15 protein-coding genes are annotated in these 16253 nt (G+C 72.7%); 5 read left to right on the plus strand and 10 right to left on the minus strand.

Annotated features, from left to right (window positions below; translation table 11 throughout):
* Positions 1 to 207: 207 nt before the first annotated feature.
* The 7 genes from ACGFT1_RS32730 to ACGFT1_RS32760 all read right to left on the minus strand — a co-directional run bounded on the left by ACGFT1_RS32730 (position 208) and on the right by ACGFT1_RS32760 (position 7286).
* Positions 208 to 996, minus strand: coding sequence for an ABC transporter ATP-binding protein (locus tag ACGFT1_RS32730; RefSeq protein ID WP_373912607.1), 789 nt, complete (start codon positions 994 to 996; stop codon positions 208 to 210).
* Positions 989 to 1918, minus strand: a complete 930-nt coding sequence (locus ACGFT1_RS32735; protein ID WP_373912609.1) for an ABC transporter permease — start codon at positions 1916 to 1918, stop codon at positions 989 to 991. The genes ACGFT1_RS32730 and ACGFT1_RS32735 overlap by 8 nt, the downstream gene beginning before the upstream one ends.
* An 84-nt stretch (positions 1919 to 2002) precedes the next feature.
* Complete coding sequence (locus tag ACGFT1_RS32740) at positions 2003 to 2875, minus strand: glycosyltransferase family 2 protein (RefSeq protein ID WP_373912651.1); 873 nt, start codon at positions 2873 to 2875, stop codon at positions 2003 to 2005.
* Positions 2876 to 2880: 5 nt separating this feature from the next.
* Positions 2881 to 3666 carry a CDP-alcohol phosphatidyltransferase family protein gene (locus tag ACGFT1_RS32745; protein ID WP_373912611.1) on the minus strand — a complete coding sequence of 262 codons (786 nt, stop codon included), beginning with the start codon at positions 3664 to 3666 and terminating at the stop codon, positions 2881 to 2883.
* On the minus strand, positions 3644 to 4705 hold the full coding sequence (locus tag ACGFT1_RS32750) for an iron-containing alcohol dehydrogenase family protein (RefSeq protein WP_373912613.1): 1062 nt from the start codon (positions 4703 to 4705) through the stop codon (positions 3644 to 3646). The genes ACGFT1_RS32745 and ACGFT1_RS32750 overlap by 23 nt, the downstream gene beginning before the upstream one ends.
* Positions 4693 to 5445 (minus strand): phosphocholine cytidylyltransferase family protein, encoded by a 753-nt coding sequence (locus tag ACGFT1_RS32755; RefSeq protein WP_356820352.1) that lies wholly within the window; start codon positions 5443 to 5445, stop codon positions 4693 to 4695. The genes ACGFT1_RS32750 and ACGFT1_RS32755 overlap by 13 nt, the downstream gene beginning before the upstream one ends.
* Positions 5442 to 7286: a DUF5941 domain-containing protein gene (locus tag ACGFT1_RS32760; protein WP_373912615.1), complete on the minus strand. Its 1845-nt coding sequence runs from the start codon at positions 7284 to 7286 to the stop codon at positions 5442 to 5444. The genes ACGFT1_RS32755 and ACGFT1_RS32760 overlap by 4 nt, the downstream gene beginning before the upstream one ends.
* Positions 7287 to 7551: 265 nt before the next feature.
* Between ACGFT1_RS32760 and galE the strand changes: the two genes are divergently transcribed.
* From galE to idi, 3 genes are all read left to right on the plus strand, one after another.
* The gene (gene galE, locus ACGFT1_RS32765) at positions 7552 to 8523 is read left to right on the plus strand and encodes a UDP-glucose 4-epimerase GalE (protein ID WP_373912616.1); all 972 of its coding nucleotides are present in this window, start codon (positions 7552 to 7554) and stop codon (positions 8521 to 8523) included.
* 157 nt (positions 8524 to 8680) lie between these two features.
* Positions 8681 to 9622, plus strand: a complete 942-nt coding sequence (locus tag ACGFT1_RS32770) for a cation diffusion facilitator family transporter (protein ID WP_373912617.1) — start codon at positions 8681 to 8683, stop codon at positions 9620 to 9622.
* 182 nt (positions 9623 to 9804) lie between these two features.
* Complete coding sequence (gene idi, locus ACGFT1_RS32775; protein WP_373912619.1) at positions 9805 to 10398, plus strand: isopentenyl-diphosphate Delta-isomerase; 594 nt, start codon at positions 9805 to 9807, stop codon at positions 10396 to 10398.
* A gap of 5 nt (positions 10399 to 10403) precedes the next feature.
* Here the strand turns inward: idi and ACGFT1_RS32780 are convergent, their stop codons facing one another.
* Positions 10404 to 10895, minus strand: coding sequence for an ATP-binding protein (locus tag ACGFT1_RS32780; RefSeq protein ID WP_373912652.1), 492 nt, complete (start codon positions 10893 to 10895; stop codon positions 10404 to 10406).
* 214 nt (positions 10896 to 11109) lie between these two features.
* Between ACGFT1_RS32780 and ACGFT1_RS32785 the strand changes: the two genes are divergently transcribed.
* On the plus strand, positions 11110 to 11865 hold the full coding sequence (locus tag ACGFT1_RS32785; protein WP_373912620.1) for an enoyl-CoA hydratase/isomerase family protein: 756 nt from the start codon (positions 11110 to 11112) through the stop codon (positions 11863 to 11865).
* Here the strand turns inward: ACGFT1_RS32785 and ACGFT1_RS32790 are convergent.
* Together ACGFT1_RS32790 and ACGFT1_RS32795 are read right to left on the minus strand one after the other, a co-directional pair.
* Complete coding sequence (locus tag ACGFT1_RS32790; protein WP_373912621.1) at positions 11852 to 12487, minus strand: DJ-1/PfpI family protein; 636 nt, start codon at positions 12485 to 12487, stop codon at positions 11852 to 11854. The two genes, ACGFT1_RS32785 and ACGFT1_RS32790, sit on opposite strands and share 14 nt — an antisense overlap.
* 70 nt (positions 12488 to 12557) lie before the next feature.
* The gene (locus ACGFT1_RS32795; protein ID WP_373912622.1) at positions 12558 to 13517 is read right to left on the minus strand and encodes a GlxA family transcriptional regulator; all 960 of its coding nucleotides are present in this window, start codon (positions 13515 to 13517) and stop codon (positions 12558 to 12560) included.
* Between the two features lie 193 nt (positions 13518 to 13710).
* Between ACGFT1_RS32795 and ACGFT1_RS32800 the strand changes: the two genes are divergently transcribed.
* Complete coding sequence (locus ACGFT1_RS32800) at positions 13711 to 16134, plus strand: Tex family protein (RefSeq protein WP_373912623.1); 2424 nt, start codon at positions 13711 to 13713, stop codon at positions 16132 to 16134.
* Positions 16135 to 16253 lie beyond the last annotated feature (119 nt).

Raw genomic sequence — 16253 nt, forward strand, 5'->3', positions numbered from 1 at the left:
GGGTGTCGCGCGTTATCGCCCCACTTGCCGGGTTCGGGCGCCGGTACAGCTTACGTTGTACGACGCAGCACGGACCGCCGGGGTGTCCTGCGCATCACAACAACACACCGATTGACTCCAAGATTCCTGCCACCGGCGGGAGTTGGCCTTTCTTTTGCGGCGCAGGGCCCCCCGGACGCATACCGGCGGGGCCCTGGCCGAAGCGGGTCACTTGCCCGTGAACTTCTCGTACTCCTTCAGGACCTCCTCGGTGGGCCCGTCCATGCGCAGCTCACCGCGCTCCAGCCACAGCACACGGTTGCAGGTGTCACGGATCGACTTGTTGTTGTGACTGACCAGGAACACCGTTCCGGCCTCCTTGCGCAGTTCCCGGATGCGCTCCTCGGAGCGCTTCTGGAACTTGCGGTCACCGGTGGCCAGCGCCTCGTCGATCATGAGCACGTCGTGGTCCTTGGCGGCGGCGATGGAGAACCGCAGCCGGGCGGCCATGCCGGAGGAGTACGTGCGCATCGGCAGGGTGATGAAGTCGCCCTTCTCGTTGATCCCGGAGAAGTCGACGATGTCCTGGTAGCGCTCCTTGACCTGCTCCCGGGACATGCCCATGGCGAGGCCGCCGAGGATGACGTTGCGCTCGCCGGTGAGGTCGTTCATCAGGGCCGCGTTGACCCCGAGCAGGGAGGGCTGGCCGTCGGTGTAGACCTTGCCCCTCTCGGCGGGCAGCAGACCGGCGATGGCACGCAGCAGGGTGGACTTGCCGGAGCCGTTGGAGCCGATCAGGCCGATCGCCTCGCCCCGGTAGGCGACGAAGGACACCCCGCGCACCGCGTGCACCTTGCGCACTCCTCGCGCCGCGTCGTCGGAGCCGCGCCTCAGGATGCGGCTCAGGGCCGCCGTCGCGCTGCCCTTGCCGGTCCTGGCGCCGTTGACGCGGTAGACGATGTGCAGCTCGTCGGCGATGACCGTCGGACGACGCTCGCCGTTGTCGTGTTCAGCCACGGCCGTACCGCTCCTCCGCCTTCCAGAAGTACACGAAGCCGCCGGCGAAGACCGCCACGGCCCAGAACAGGGCGATGGCCCACGCGTGCGGCGGCAGGTTCGAGGCACCGTAGCCGTCGATCAGCGCGAACCGCATCAGGTCCATGTAGATCGCGGCCGGGTTGACCTGGAGCAGCCGGACGATCCACTCGGGGCGCCCCTCCAGCATCTTGTTGATCGAGAACATGACGCCGGAGGTGTACATCCAGGTGCGCAGCAGGAACGGCATGAGCTGCGCGAGGTCCGGCGTCTTGGCGCCCATACGGGCCACGATCATCGCCAGTCCGGTGTTGAACAGGAACTGGAACACCAGCACGGGCACGATCAGCAGCCAGGACACGCTCGGGTAGCTGCCGAAGCCGATCGCCACGACGAACAGCACGATCATCGAGAACAGCAGCTGCTGGAGCTGCTGGAGCGAGAAGGAGACCGGCAGCGAGGCGCGCGGGAAGTGCAGGGCCCGCACCAGGCCGAGGTTCCCGGAGATCGCGCGGACGCCGGACATCACCGAGCTCTGCGTGAAGGTGAACACGAATACGCCGGTGACCAGGAACGGGATGTAGACGTCCCGGGACATGCCGCGGCTGGCGTGCAGGATCAGGCCGAAGATGAAGAAGTACACGGCCGCGTTCAGCAGCGGCGTGGCCACCTGCCACAGCTGGCCGAGCTTGGCCTGGCTGTACTGGGCCGTCAGCTTCGCCTGGGAGAAGGCGAGGATGAAGTGGCGGCGCCCCCACAGCTGACGGACGTACTCCACGAGCGAGGGCCGGGCGCCGCTCACGGTCAGCCCGTACTTGGCGGCCAGCCGGTCCGCCGGCAGTCCCTCGTCGGGCGACGGGGCCGCGGTCACCGCGACCGTGCCGTCGTGCGTGGTCTCACTCACAGGGGGAAACTCTCGTCTTCGGGTTCGCGTTCGTCGTCCGGTGCGTGCGTCCGCGGACGCACGCAGCCCTCACGGACGAGCTTGTCAGATGACCGGGGGACGGCCCAGTCGGGTGAGGCGCCACACCGTACGCCAGCGCATCGGGCGGCGCGGACCGCACGGTGTGGTCCAGCCTTCCCGGAACCCGCCGAACCAGGCCGTCAGGGCCGGCCGCGAGGGGCGGCGCAGGAGGGTGAGCAGCAGCCAGACCCCGAGGTAGACGGGGACCAGGAGGGCGGGCAGGTTGCGGCGGGCCAGCCAGACCCGGTTGCGGGCGACCATGCGGTGGTAGACCGCGTGCCGCGAGGGCGCGGTCGTCGGGTGGTACAGCACCATGTCGGACCGGTAGTCGATCATCCAGCCCGCGTCGAGGGCCCGCCAGGCCAGGTCGGTCTCCTCGTGGGCGTAGAAGAACTCGTCCGGCAGCCCGCCGACCTCGGCGAAGACGCGGGTGCGTACGGCGTTGGCGCCGCCGAGGAAGGTGGTGACCCGGGAGGAGCGCATCGGGTCGGCGGCGCGCAGCCGGGGCACGTGCCGGCGCTGGGTCTCGCCGGTGCCGGGGTCGGCGATGCGGAAGCTGATGATGCCGAGCTCCGGGTCGGCGGCGAAGGCCTCCCGGCACAGCTCGGCGGTGTCCTGCCGGGCGAGCAGGCCGTCGTCGTCGAGGAAGAGCAGGATGTCGGCGTCGCGGCCGCTGGGACCGAAGGCCTCGATGCCGACGTTGCGTCCGCCGGGGATGCCCAGGTTCTCGGGCAGCTCGATGGTGCGTACGCCGGCCGGCACGTCCGGGACCGGCGAGCCGTTGCCGACGACGACGACCTCGACGGGGTCGCCGTCCTGCTTGGCGACGGAGTCGAGCAGGGCGCGCAGCTCCTCGGGCCGGTTGCCCATGGTGATGATGACGGCGCCGACCTTCACGCCACTCACCGCAGCCTGCTGGAGGCGAGGACGGACACCAGGTGCAGCAGCGTCTGGAGCAGGGCGATGCCGGCGAGGACGGCGGTGCCGAGCCGGGTGAAGAACAGGTCCCCGCGGGCCTGGTCCACGATCGCGAGGACCAGGATGAGCAGCGAGGCCTCGATGCCGAGGATGAGCCGGTGGAACCTCAGCGCCGAGGCGGCGCGGCGGGCCAGCGCCATGCCCGCGGAACGCGGCTCGGCGACACCCGCCGCGTCCTGCACCGGCGGCATCCCGGCCTGGTGGCGGGCGACGCCGACCAGGTCGGTCTCGGCCTTGATCAGGATGGCGCCGAGCGCGGCGAGGGTGCCGAGGAAGGCCCACAGCCAGTCGATCCGCCCGCTGCCCCACAGGTCGGCGGCGCGCAGGCCGAGGCCGACCAGCACGGCCGCGTCGGTGAGGTAGGCGCCCACGCGGTCCAGGTAGACCCCGCCGAGCGAGTACTGCTTCTTCCAGCGGGCGATCTCGCCGTCCACGCAGTCCAGCAGGAGGTACAGCTGGGTGGCGACGATCCCGAGGACGGCGCCCGCGATCCCCGGCACCAGCAGGGCCGGGGCCGCGAGCACGCCGCAGACGGTCATCAGGTACGTGAGCTGGTTGGGCGTGACCCTGGTGTTCACCAGGTAGCGGTCGACGCGCAGGGACACCTCACGCATGTAGAGGCGTCCCGCCCAGTGCTCACCGCTGCGCCGGTCCTTCACCCCCGCGGGGTGGACGACCGGACGGAGTTCAGCTACCGATGGCCTTGACATAGTCGGCGTAGATGTCCTTGATCTGATTCGTCTTGAGGTCGAGGTGTTCGATGATCGTGTAGCGGCCGGGCCTGGTCTCCGGGGCGAACTCCACGACGCGGACGAACTCGTCCACCGTGAAGCCGATCTCCTCCGGCAGCACCGGGAGCCCGTGCCGGCGCAGCACCCCGGCCATGTACGCCGACTCCTCGTGCGCGCCGCGCAGGTACATCGCGAAGGCGGCACCGAGGCCGCACTGCTCGCCGTGGGCGGCCGCCCGCTTGGGGTAGAGCAGGTCGAAGGCGTGGTTGATCTCGTGGCAGGCGCCGGAGGACGGGCGGGAGTCGCCCGACACCGACATGGCGATGCCGGTGAGGACCAGCGCCTCGGCCAGTACCTGGAGGAAGCCGTCGTCGCCGACCCCGCCCGGGTGCCTGAGCACCGCCTCGCCGGCCTGACGGGCCATGGCGGCGGCCAGACCGTCGATCTTCTCGCCCTTGACGCGGTGCGCCAGCTCCCAGTCCGCGACCGCGGAGATGTTGGAGATGGCGTCGCCGATGCCGGAGCGCACGAACCGGACGGGCGCCTCACGGATCACGTTCAGGTCGATGACGACCGCGATCGGGTTCGGCACACCGTACGAGCCGCGGCCCGCGTCGTTGTCGAGGGTGGCGACCGGCGAGCACAGGCCGTCGTGCGCGAGGTTGGTGGCGACGGCGACCAGCGGCAGGCCGACGCGGGCCGCCGCGAACTTGGCGCAGTCGATGATCTTGCCGCCGCCCAGGCCGACGACCGCGTCGTAGTGGCCGGCCTTTATGTCGCCCGCCAGCCGGACCGCGTCGTCGATGGTGCCGCCGCCGACCTCGTACCAGGTGGCGCCGGGCAGCGAGGGGGCGATCCGGTCGCGCAGCCGGGCGCCCGATCCACCGCTGACGGCGATGGCGAGCCGGCCCGACTGCGAGATGCGCTCGTCGGCGAGGACACAGGCCAGATCGTCGAGGGCACCCGGGCGGATGTCCACGACGACCGGCGAGGGAATGAGCCGGGTCAGTACTGGCACGCGATCTCCCGTCCCCGGGCGAGGTCGTCGTGGTTGTCGATCTCCACCCACGGAACCTCGCCGATCGGCGCGACGTCGATCCTGAAGCCGCGGTTCACCAGCTCCTGGTACCCGTGCTCGTAGAACTGCTGCGGGTCGGTCTCCCAGACCGTCTTCAGCGCGTCCGCCAGCTCGGGGGCGGCGTCGCCCTCGATCAGGGTGACGCCGATGTACTCGCCGGTCGCCTCGGCCGGGTCCATCAGCTTGGTGATCTTCCGGACGCCCTTGGCGGGGTCGACGACAACCTTCATCTCCTCGTCGGCGAGGGACTTGACGGTGTCCAGCGCGAGGATGATCCGCCTGCCCTCGCCGCGGGCGGCGAGCAGCGTCTTCTCGACGGAGACCGGGTGCACGGTGTCGCCGTTGGCGAGGATGACGCCGTCCTTCAGAGCGTCGCGGCCGCACCACAGGGAGTAGGCGTTGTTCCACTCCTCGGCCTTGTCGTTGTCGATGAGCGTGAGCTTCAGACCGTACTTCCGCTCCAGGGCCGCCTTGCGCTCGTACACGGCCTCCTTGCGGTAGCCGACGATGACCGCGACCTCGGTCAGGCCGATCTCGGCGAAGTTGCCGAGGGTCAGGTCCAGGACCGTCGGTTCGCCCTCTATGCCCGCGGGGCCCACCGGCACCAGAGCCTTGGGAAGGCTGTCGGTGTAGGGGCGCAGACGCCGTCCGGCGCCGGCCGCCAGCACGAGGCCGATCATGCGGGTTCTCCTTCATCGTGTACGGCGGGCGCGCCGCCCTTGTGGGCGGACACCCAGAAGCGGATGCTCTCGACGAGCACCAGCAGGGCGACGGCCACGGCGAGGACCGTGAGCGCGGCCTTGAACTGCGTGGCGGTGAGCACCGCGGCCAGGACGGTGACGAGCAGCGTCCGCCCCTCCTGCCCCCCGACGGCACGCACCAGCCAGGCCGGGGGCGCTCCGGCGTCGCCGCGGATGCGGTACACCGTGTCGTAGTGATGGTAGGCGACGGCGGCCACCAGGCCGAAAGCCGCGGGAAGCGCCCCGTTCACCCCCGCTTTGCCGGCCAGGGCGAGCACGGTGCCGTACTCGGCGGCCCGGAAGACGGGCGGCACCAGCCAGTCGAGGGCGCCCTTGAGGGGGCGGGCGACGGCGAGGGCGGAGGTGAGGACGTACACGAGGGCGCCGGCGACCGGCAGGACCCCGCCGAAGCCGGTCAGCGCCGAGCAGGCGACGACCGCGGCACCGCCGAGCAGGGCGGCGGCGGGCACGGCGAGACCGGGCAGGCCCCGTCCGGCCACGCGCCCGACCGTCTCGGCGAGCGGGCCTGAGTCGGTGAGGTCGGCGAGCGCCCGCGCCGCCCGGTCGGTGCGCCGGGCCCGCCGGGTCACCGAGCGCAGCACGCGGCCGGCCGTGGTGTAGGTGGCCGCGAAGGCGCAGCCGGCGAGCAGGACGTAGAACGTGATCCGCGGCGTCGTCACGGCCGTGAGGACGGCGATCATCGCCCAGCGCTCGCCGATGGGCAGCACGATCATGCGGCGCAGCCAGACCGTCCAGCCGACACTGTCGAGCTTGTCGGAGAGGGCGGCGGTGGGGCTGGTGTTGGCGGTGGCGTCGTGGTTGGCCTCGTTGAAGGAGAAGTCGACCACGTGCCGGCAGGTCTGGAGGATCATCGCGCCGAGGGCGAGGGCCCACACGTCGTCGCCGCCGCGGGCCGCGCCCAGCGCGAGGCCGGCGTAGTAGGCGTACTCCTTGGCCCGGTCGAAGGTGGCGTCGAGCCAGGCGCCGAGCGTGGAGTACTTGAGCGCGTAGCGGGCGAGCTGGCCGTCGGTGCAGTCGAGCACGAAGGACGCGATGAGCAGCACGCCGGCCGCGACGAACCCGCCGCGGGTGCCGGTGGCCGCGCAGCCGGCCGCGATGAGCGCCGTGAGCAGCGAGGCGGTGGTGACCTGGTTGGGGGTCAGGCCGCGGCGGGCGCACCAGCGGGCGAGGTAGCGCGAGTAGGGGCTGATGAAGAACGTGGTGAAGAAGCCGTCGCGGGCCTTCACGGCCGACTTCAGGCGTACGGCCTCGTCGTCCACGGCGGCGACGGCCTGCCGGGCCTCGTTGCGGGCCTGCGGGTCGGCGGGCACGGTGGCGACCAGGCGGCCCAGCTCGGGCCGGTGCACGGCGCTGCCCTCGGCGTCGAGGGCGGTGACCACGTGGTCGGCGAGGCTGTCCGGAGCGAGGGCGGGGGCGCCGCCCGGTGCGAGCGCCGCCTCGCCGGCCGTGCCGGGGCCCGCGGAGGTCTCACGGGCCACGGCCCGGGTCAGCGCCTGCCGGGCGGCCGGCTGGGCGGTGACGGCTCCGGGGACGGCGGCGAGCGGGAAGCGCGGGTCGGTCAGGCCCAGGCGCAGGGCGTGCGGGTGGCCGACGAAACGGGAGTCGACCAGGGCCACGCGCCGGTCGGCGGGCACGGCGGCCAGCAGGGCCTCCGCCCCGGCGGCGTCGGGGGCCGCGCGCACGTCGAAGCCGAGGGAGCGCAGATCGTTCTCGAGTGACGATCCGGGCACCGGCTGACCGGTGACGATGGCGGTCGACAACCGAACTCACTCCCTGGGTGCCGACGCGCGGGCGCCGGTCTTCTGCGTGGTGGGGCGCCCTGCCTGCGGCACCCGGGCGGCATGTCGGCAGAGGCTATCGGATGGGCCGGAGCCCGTGTTCACCGGCCGTTCACGGCCCGGCCCACCTGGGCTGCCCCGGCCTTCGCCGCGATCATCATCGGGGATCCGGGCCCCGGCCCACAAACCCGCGGGCGCAGACCCGGGCATCCGGGACACCGGCCGGCCCGGCATAGGGTGGGCGACCATGACGTGGCTGATCACCGGCGGAGCCGGATACATCGGGGCGCACGTGGCACGGGCCATGGCGGGCGCCGGGGAGAGCGTCGTGGCGCTGGACGACCTGTCGGCCGCCGTGCCCGCGCGGCTCCCGGCCGAGGTCCCGCTCGTCCGGGGCTCGACGCTGGACGGGGCGCTGCTGAGGCGGGTCCTCACCGAGTACGGCGTGACGGGCGTCGTCCACCTCGCGGCGCGCAAGCAGGTCGCGGAGTCGGTGGCGCAGCCCACCCGCTACTACCGGGAGAACGTGGGCTCTCTGGCCACGCTGCTGGACGCGGTCGCCGAGGCGGGCGTCGGCCGGCTGGTGTTCTCCTCGTCGGCGGCGGTGTACGGCAACCCGGACGTGGACCTGATCACCGAGGACACCCCGTGCGCCCCGGTCAACCCGTACGGCGAGACCAAGCTGGCCGGTGAGTGGCTGGTGCGGGCGGCGGGACGGGCGCACGGCATCTCCACGGTGTGCCTGCGCTACTTCAACGTGGCGGGTGCGGCGGCGCCGGAACTCGCGGACACGGGGGTGTTCAACATCGTGCCGATGGTCTTCGACCGGCTCTCCCGGGACGAGGCACCGCGGATCTTCGGCGACGACTACCCGACGCCGGACGGCACCTGCGTGCGGGACTACATCCATGTCGCCGATCTCGCGGAGGCCCATCTGGCGGCGGCGCGGCGGCTCGCCGAAGGCGACGTCACCGGTGACCTGACGCTGAACATCGGCAGGGGCGAGGGCGTCTCGGTGCGCGAGCTGATCACGGTCGTCGGGGAGGTCACCGGGGACCGCAGGGCGCCCGTGGTGGAGGGGCGCCGCCCCGGTGACGCGCCCCGCGCCGTGGCCTCGGCGGAGCGGGCCGCCGAGACGCTGGGCTGGCGGGCCCGGCGCGGGGTGCGGGAGATGACCGAGTCGGCCTGGCGGGGCTGGCGGCTGCACCACGGGGGGTGAACCGGCACGGCACGCGGGTGACGGGGCCGCAGCGCTCTGACCTGCGGAACGTTTGCGCAGGTCAGGGCACATGACAACGGTGTTCAGTGCCGCGTTGCCCGATACCCCCGCCCCGTAGTTGACTGGCCTCCCGGCAGGCACTCGGAAGGCGGTAGTCATGGGGGCAGGGCACGACCACGGGCACGGGCACTCCCACGTGCCGGCCACGGGTACGGCCACGGCCGCGTACCGGGGCCGGCTGCGGATCGCGCTGGGCATCACGCTCACGGTCATGCTGGTGGAGATCGCCGGCGGCCTGCTCGCGGACTCGCTCGCGCTGATCGCGGACGCGGCGCACATGGCGACCGACGCCGTGGGCCTCGGCATGGCACTGCTCGCCGTCCACTTCGCGGGCCGCCCGCCGAGCACCAACCGCACCTTCGGCCTGGCCCGCGCGGAGATCCTCGCCGCGCTGGCCAACTGCCTGCTGCTGCTCGGGGTCGGCGGATACGTCGTGTACGAGGCGGTGCAGCGGTTCGTCGAACCCGCGGACACCCGGGCCGGGTTGATGATCGTGTTCGGTCTGGTCGGCCTGGTCGCGAACTCCGTCTCGCTGGTGCTGCTGATGCGCGGGCAGAAGGAGAGCCTGAACGTGCGCGGCGCCTTCCTGGAGGTGGCCGCGGACGCCCTCGGCTCGGTGGCGGTGCTGATCTCGGCGGCCGTGATCCTCACCACCGGGTGGCAGCCCGCCGACCCGGTCGCCTCGCTGGTGATCGGGCTGATGATCGTGCCGCGGACCGTCAGGCTGCTGCGCGAGACGCTGGACGTCCTGCTGGAGGCGGCACCGAAGGACGTCGACATGGCGGAGGTCCGGGCGCACATCCTGGCGCTGGACGGCGTCGAGGACGTCCACGACCTGCACGCGTGGACGATCACCTCGGGCATGCCGGTGCTGTCGGCGCACGTGGTGGTCAGCTCGGAGGTGCTGAACGCCATCGGCAACGAGAAGATGCTGCACGAACTCCAGGGGTGCCTGGGCGACCACTTCGACGTGGAGCACTGCACCTTCCAGCTGGAGCCGGGCGGGCACGCGGAGCACGAAGCACGGCTGTGCCACTGACCGTCCGTACAGTCGTTCGAGGCCCACGGGTGGTTCCCGGAGGCGGGCGGCGGGCACGATGATCCACCGGATCCGGCGTCGCGTGCCGCACCGCGCGCGGACGGCTCCCGCGCCGGGAAGTGCCGGGAGTGCCGGATTCGTACGGCAGACTTGGGGTGCGAAGACCGAGGCGAAGGATGGGTATGCCGATCACACCTGCCACCGCGACGCACAGCTCGTCGGAGGGCACCGAAGAGGCGATTCTGCTGGAACTGGTCGACGAGAAGGGTGTGACGACCGGTACGGCGGAGAAGCTCGCCGCCCATCAGCCGCCGGGACAACTGCACCGGGCGTTCTCGGTGTTCCTCTTCGACGAGCGGGGCCGGCTGCTGTTGCAGCAGCGGGCGCTCGGCAAGTACCACTCCCCCGGTGTGTGGTCCAACACCTGCTGCGGCCATCCGTACCCCGGCGAGGCGCCGTTCGCGGCGGCCTCCCGGCGCACGTACGAGGAGCTCGGTGTGTCGCCGTCGCTGCTCGCGGAGGCCGGCACGGTCCGGTACAACCACCCGGACCCCGCCTCGGGCCTCGTGGAGCAGGAGTACAACCACCTGTTCGTCGGCCTGGTGCAGGCCGCGCTCGGGCCGGATCCGCAGGAGGTCGCCTCGACGGCCTTCGTGACGGCGGCCGAGCTGGCCAAGCGGCACGCCCGGGAGCCGTTCTCGGCCTGGTTCATGACCGTGCTGGACGCGGCCCGTCCGGCGATCAGGGAGCTGACGGGCCCGTCCGCGGGCTGGTAGGGGCCTCAGGAGAAGTCGGGCTTGAGCGGCAGGGCGGCCCAGATCACCTTGCCGCCGCTCGCGGTGTGCTCGACGTCGACCACCCCGCCCGCCTCCCGGGCCACCTCACGGACCAGCAGCAGGCCCCGGCCGCCGGTCCGGGCGTGGTCGGCCTCCAGGGCGGTCGGCCGGTAGGGGTGGTTGTCCTCGACGGACACCCGCACCCACTCGGCCCCGACGGCGACCTCGACGGCCAGCACCGGCGACAGCAGCGCCGCGTGCCGGACCGCGTTGGTGACCAGCTCGGAGACGATCAGCAGCAGCCCGTGCACCAGGTCGTCGGGGACCGGCACCCCCTGGCGCAGCAGCAGGTCCCGTACCGCGTGCCGGGCCTGCGGGACCGAGGCGTCCACCGCGGCCGCGGTGAACCGCCAGACGCCTTCGTACGGCAGTGGATCGGGCGGCCGGTCGCCGCCCCCCGCTGGGCGCCGGCCGTCCCCGCGCCCGTGGTCGTCCATCGTCAGGTCGCCACCCTCGCACTCGATTGTCACCACGCGTCGAGTGTTGGTAACGATCCGCTCCGATCCGGCTGCCTGAACGCAAGTCAGCGGGTATCGAACGGATTCTGACCGAGTGCGTGTGCCGGGGTCGAGGACGGGACCGTTTCTGTCGCCCGGGCGCCGGTTCGCGAACTAGTCCGACGATACGGCGCCTTCGGTTACGATCCGCCGCATGGAGCCCCAGCTGTCCCACCAGGTCACCGACTCCGTCGCCACCGTGGTGATCCGCCATCCCGCCAAGCGCAACGCCATGACGGCGCGGATGTGGCGGGACCTGCCGCCGCTGCTGGACGCCCTGGGCCGCGACCCGGGCGTGCGGGCGCTGGTGCTGACCGGCGAGGGCGGCACCTTCTGCGCGGGCGCCGACATCTCCTCGCTGCGAGGGGCACCGGAGCGGGCGCAGGGCCTCGCGGTGGCGGCCGAGGAGGCTCTGGCAGCGTTCCCGAAGCCGACCGTCGCCGCGGTGCGCGGGCACTGTGTGGGCGGCGGTGCGCAGCTCGCGGTGGCCTGTGACCTGCGGCTGGCGGAGGAGGGCGCGCTGTTCGGGGTGACACCGGCGAGGCTCGGCATCGTCTATCCGGCCTCCTCCACGCGCCGGCTGGTGTCCCTGGTCGGTCCGGCCACGGCCAAGTACCTGCTGTTCACGGCCGAGTTGATCGGCGCCGGACGGGCCCTGCGGACCGGCCTCGTGGACGAGGTGCTGCCGGACGGCGAACTGGACGGGCGGATCGCCGGGTTGACCCGGGTTCTGGTGTCCCGCTCGCAGCTCACCCAGGCCGCCGCCAAGGAGTTCGCGGACGGCCGCACGGACCGGGACGCCCACTGGGCCGGGCAGGCACAGGGCAGCGGCGACACCGCGGAGGGGGTCGCCGCGTTCCTGGAGCGCAGGCAGCCGCGCTTCACCTGGAACGTGGCTACGTCAGGATGAAACGGCTCGCGGAGCGGAACTCCGCGACGAGGTGGGCGGGCGCCTTCTCCGGCGACCCGGCGTCGTAGGGCGGCTGCGGGTCGTACTCCGTCAGCAGCTGCACCGCCTGGGCGTGTTCGTCACCGGCGATGGTGCCGAGCAGCGTGAGGCCCATGTCGATGCCGGACGACACGCCTGCCGCGGTGACGTACCTGCCGTCCACGACCACCCGCTCCCCCGTCGGCTCGGCCCCGAAGCCGCGCAGCTGGTCCAGGGCCAGCCAGTGCGAGGTGGCACGGCGCCCCCGCAGCAGCCCCGCGGCGGCCAGCAGCAGCGAGCCCGTGCACACGGACGTGGTCCAGGCGCTGGTGGCATCGGCCGTGCGCAGCCAGTCCAGCAGGACGCGGTTGTCCATCTGCGACGCCTGGCCGGGGCCGCCGGGCACGATCACGATGTCCGGACGCGGTACGTCGGCCAGGGCACGGTCGGCGGTGAGCGCGAGGTTCCCGGTGTCGGTGCGGACGGGTCCGGTCCGCTCGGCGACGAACACGGTCTCGGAGTCCGGGAGCCGGCCGAGGGTCTCGTAGGGACCGACGGCGTCGAGGGCGGTGAAGCGGTCGTAGAGGACGACGGCGATCTGCACGCTGTCTCCTTCTCTCGGGGGCGGCCTCGGATCAGGGCGGCCGGCGGCGGCCGGGGAGGGCCGGCCCTGGTCAGGTCACGGGGGTGGGGCGGAAGCGGCGGCGGTACTCGGCCGGGGAGGTGCCGAGGGCGCGGAGGAAGGCGCGGCGCATGGCCTCCGGCGTGCCGTGGCCGCTGGCCCGGGCGACCCGCTCGATGCCGTCGGAGGTGTCCTCCAGCAGGCGGCGCGCGTGTTCCAGCCGGACCCGGTCGACGTACCGGCCGGGTGTCATGCCGGTCTCCGCCCGGAAGGCACGGGCGAAGTGCCGCGGGGAGAGGGCCGCGCGGGCGGCCAGCGCCTCGACGCCGAGGTCGGCCTCCGGGTGCTCGGTGATCCACTGCTGGATGTCCCGGAGGGGGTCCCGCCGAGCCGTCTGGACGGCCAGCTGGGCACTGAACTGGGCCTGGTTGCCCGGCCTGCGCAGGAACACCACGAGGTGGCGGGCGACGGTCAGCGCCGCCTCCCGGCCCAGGTCCTCCTCCACCAGCGCGAGGGCGAGGTCGATGCCCGCGGTCACCCCGGCCGAGGTGGCCACGTTCCCGTCCCGCACGAAGATCGGATCGGGGTCGACGTGGACGGCGGGGTGGTCCCGGGCGAGCTTGTCGCAGTACGCCCAGTGGGTCGTGACACGCCGGCCGTCCAGCAGCCCGGCCCGGGCCAGCGGGACGGCGCCCGTGCAGACGGAGACCAGGCGCGTGGCCCGGGGGCCGTGCACGCGCAGCCACTCCACCAGCCGAGGATCCGGGTCGCGGGTGCCCGCGCCGCCGGGGACCAGCAGGGTGTGGGGATCCGCCGCGTCGGTCAGGGAGCCGTCCGGTACGAGGGTCAGCCCGCTGGAGGTGCGCACGGGGCCGCCGTCCGGCGAAGCCGTACGGATCCGGTACGAGCCCGGGGTGTGCCGCTCCGCACCGGCGAAGACTTCCACCGGGCCGGTGACGTCGAGGCTCTGGAGGCCGTCGAAGACGGTGAGGAGTACGGATCGCTGCGGCATGGCACCGATTGTTCGCGGCCCCGGCGATGGCCGCAATGACGTGTTTCCCACCTTTCCGGCCACGCGGAATCCCGCGGGGCAGGGCGTCCACGATCGGGGGCCGGCGCCCCGCCGCGTGTCGCCTGATCCCCGCTTGCCGGTGTCACCTGCCACAATTGCCGCGCAACCTCAGTGGAGAAGGCGGTACGGGCTCGTGACGACACCCGGTTCCCTGGCAGCAGGGTCCATCGAAGGCAGGATCGCCGAGGAACTCGGCGTACGGGAGCGGCAGGTGAAGGCCGCGGTGGAACTGCTCGACGGCGGATCCACGGTGCCCTTCATCGCCCGCTACCGCAAGGAAGCGACCGAGATGCTCGACGACGCGCAGCTGCGCACGCTCGAGGAGCGGCTGCGTTATCTGCGGGACCTGGAGGAGCGGCGGACCGCGATCCTGGCGTCGGTGCGGGAGCAGGGCAAGCTGACCGAGGAGCTGGAGGCCCGTATCCGCGGCGCCGAGACCAAGGCGCGCCTGGAGGACGTCTACCTGCCCTACAAGCCCAAGCGGCGCACCAAGGCGCAGATCGCGCGGGAGGCGGGCCTGGAGCCGCTGGCGGACGGGCTGCTGGGCGATCCCGCCGTCGATCCGGCGGCCGCCGCGGCGGCGTTCGTCGACGCGGACAAGGGCGTCGCCGACGCGCAGGCCGCGCTGGAGGGCGCGCGGGCGATCCTCACCGAGCGGTTCTCCGAGGACGCCGACCTGATCGGTGAGCTGCGCGAACGCATGTGGGTGCGCGGGCGGCTGGTCGCGAAGGTGCGGGAGGGCAAGGAGGAGGCGGGCGCCAAGTTCGCCGACTACTTCGACTTCGCCGAGCCGTTCACCGCGCTGCCCTCGCACCGCGTCCTGGCGATGCTGCGCGGCGAGAAGGAGGAGGTCCTGGACCTCGTCCTGGAGCCGGAGGAGCCCACGGAGGGCCCGTCCTCGTACGAGGGCGTCGTCGCCGCGAGGTTCGGCATCGTGAACCGGGGCCGCCCGGGTGACAAGTGGCTGAGCGACACGGTCCGCTGGGCCTGGCGCACCCGCCTGCTGGTCCACCTCGGCATCGACCTGCGCGTGCGGCTGCGCACGGCGGCCGAGGACGAGGCGGTGAACGTGTTCGCCGCGAACCTCCGCGACCTGCTGCTGGCCGCGCCGGCCGGCACCCGCGCGACGCTCGGCCTGGACCCCGGTTTCCGCACCGGTGTGAAGGTCGCCGTCGTCGACGCCACCGGCAAGGCCGTCGCCACGGACGTGATCCACCCGCACGTGCCGGCCAACAAGTGGGACGAGGCCATCGCCCGGCTGGCGGAACTGGCCCGGGAGCACGCGGTCGAACTGATCGCCATCGGCAACGGCACGGCCTCCCGCGAGACCGACCGGCTCGCCGGCGAACTCATCGCCCGGCATCCCGAGCTGAAGCTCACCAAGGTCGTGGTGTCCGAGGCGGGCGCGTCCGTGTACTCCGCCTCGCAGTACGCCTCCCAGGAGCTGCCCGGCATGGACGTGTCGCTGCGCGGCGCGGTCTCCATCGCCCGGCGCCTGCAGGACCCGCTGGCCGAACTGGTGAAGATCGACCCCCGGTCGATCGGTGTCGGCCAGTACCAGCACGACCTGTCCGAGGTGAAGCTGTCCCGCTCGCTGGACGCGGTCGTCGAGGACTGTGTGAACGGCGTCGGCGTGGACGTCAACACGGCGTCGGTGCCGCTGCTGTCACGCGTCTCCGGCATCTCCGCCGGGCTCGCCGAGAACATCGTCGCGCACCGGGACCAGAACGGTCCCTTCGTCTCCCGGGCGGAGCTGCGGAAGGTTCCCCGGCTCGGCCCGAAGGCGTACGAGCAGTGCGCGGGCTTCCTGCGCATCCGGGGCGGCGCCGACCCGCTGGACGCCTCCAGCGTGCACCCGGAGGCGTACCCGGTGGTGCGCCGCATGGTGAAGACCACGGGTCAGGAGGTGGCCTCCCTCGTCGGCAACACGGGCGCCCTGCGCTCGCTGCGGCCCGCCGACTTCGTGGACGACACGTTCGGTCTGCCGACCGTCACCGACATCCTCAGGGAGCTGGAGAAGCCCGGCCGCGACCCGCGTCCCGCGTTCCGCACGGCCACCTTCAAGGAGGGCGTGGAGAAGATCTCCGACCTGTCCGCCGGGATGATCCTGGAGGGCGTGGTGACGAACGTGGCCGCGTTCGGCGCGTTCGTGGACGTCGGTGTCCACCAGGACGGTCTGGTGCACGTGTCGGCGATGTCGAAGACGTTCGTCAAGGATCCGCGCGATGTCGCGAAGCCGGGTGACATCGTCCGGGTGAAGGTCCTGGACGTCGACATTCCGCGCAAGCGGATCGCACTGACGCTGCGCCTGGACGACGAGGCGGCACCCCAGGGCGAGGACGGCGGCAGGCCGCAGCGGGGCGGCGCCCGGCCGCCCCAGCAGCGGCAGAGCGGCGGCGGCCGGGGACAGCGGCAGGGCGGTGGCGGCCAGGACCGGCGCCAGGACCGTGCGGGTGGCGACCGAGGCGGCCGGCAGGCGCCGGCACCGGCACCGGCCAACAGCGCCATGGCCGACGCCCTGCGCCGTGCGGGCCTGCTGAATCCGAAGAAGCGCTGACCGGCCGGGGCCGGAGCCACCCGGCTCCGGCCCCGGGGAGCCTCCGTCCCGCGAACATCAGCGCCGCAGAGCATCCGGCCCCTCGGACGGCGCCCCGCGGCGGCACCCGCTGTGGATCA

It is taken from the genome of Streptomyces sp. Y20 (assembly GCF_043195475.1).
Lineage (GTDB): Bacteria > Actinomycetota > Actinomycetes > Streptomycetales > Streptomycetaceae > Streptomyces.

Bases quoted from the DNA above. Each gene is read 5' to 3' on its own strand.
- ACGFT1_RS32745 (WP_373912611.1), bottom strand. From the start codon at position 3,666: ATGTCAAGGCCATCGGTAGCTGAACTCCGTCCGGTCGTCCACCCCGCG.
- ACGFT1_RS32755 (WP_356820352.1), bottom strand. From the start codon at position 5,445: ATGATCGGCCTCGTGCTGGCGGCCGGCGCCGGACGGCGTCTGCGCCCC.
- galE (WP_373912616.1), top strand. From the start codon at position 7,552: ATGACGTGGCTGATCACCGGCGGAGCCGGATACATCGGGGCGCACGTG.
- ACGFT1_RS32770 (WP_373912617.1), top strand. From the start codon at position 8,681: ATGGGGGCAGGGCACGACCACGGGCACGGGCACTCCCACGTGCCGGCC.
- idi (WP_373912619.1), top strand. From the start codon at position 9,805: ATGCCGATCACACCTGCCACCGCGACGCACAGCTCGTCGGAGGGCACC.
- ACGFT1_RS32780 (WP_373912652.1), bottom strand. From the start codon at position 10,895: ATGGACGACCACGGGCGCGGGGACGGCCGGCGCCCAGCGGGGGGCGGC.
- ACGFT1_RS32785 (WP_373912620.1), top strand. From the start codon at position 11,110: ATGGAGCCCCAGCTGTCCCACCAGGTCACCGACTCCGTCGCCACCGTG.
- ACGFT1_RS32795 (WP_373912622.1), bottom strand. From the start codon at position 13,517: ATGCCGCAGCGATCCGTACTCCTCACCGTCTTCGACGGCCTCCAGAGC.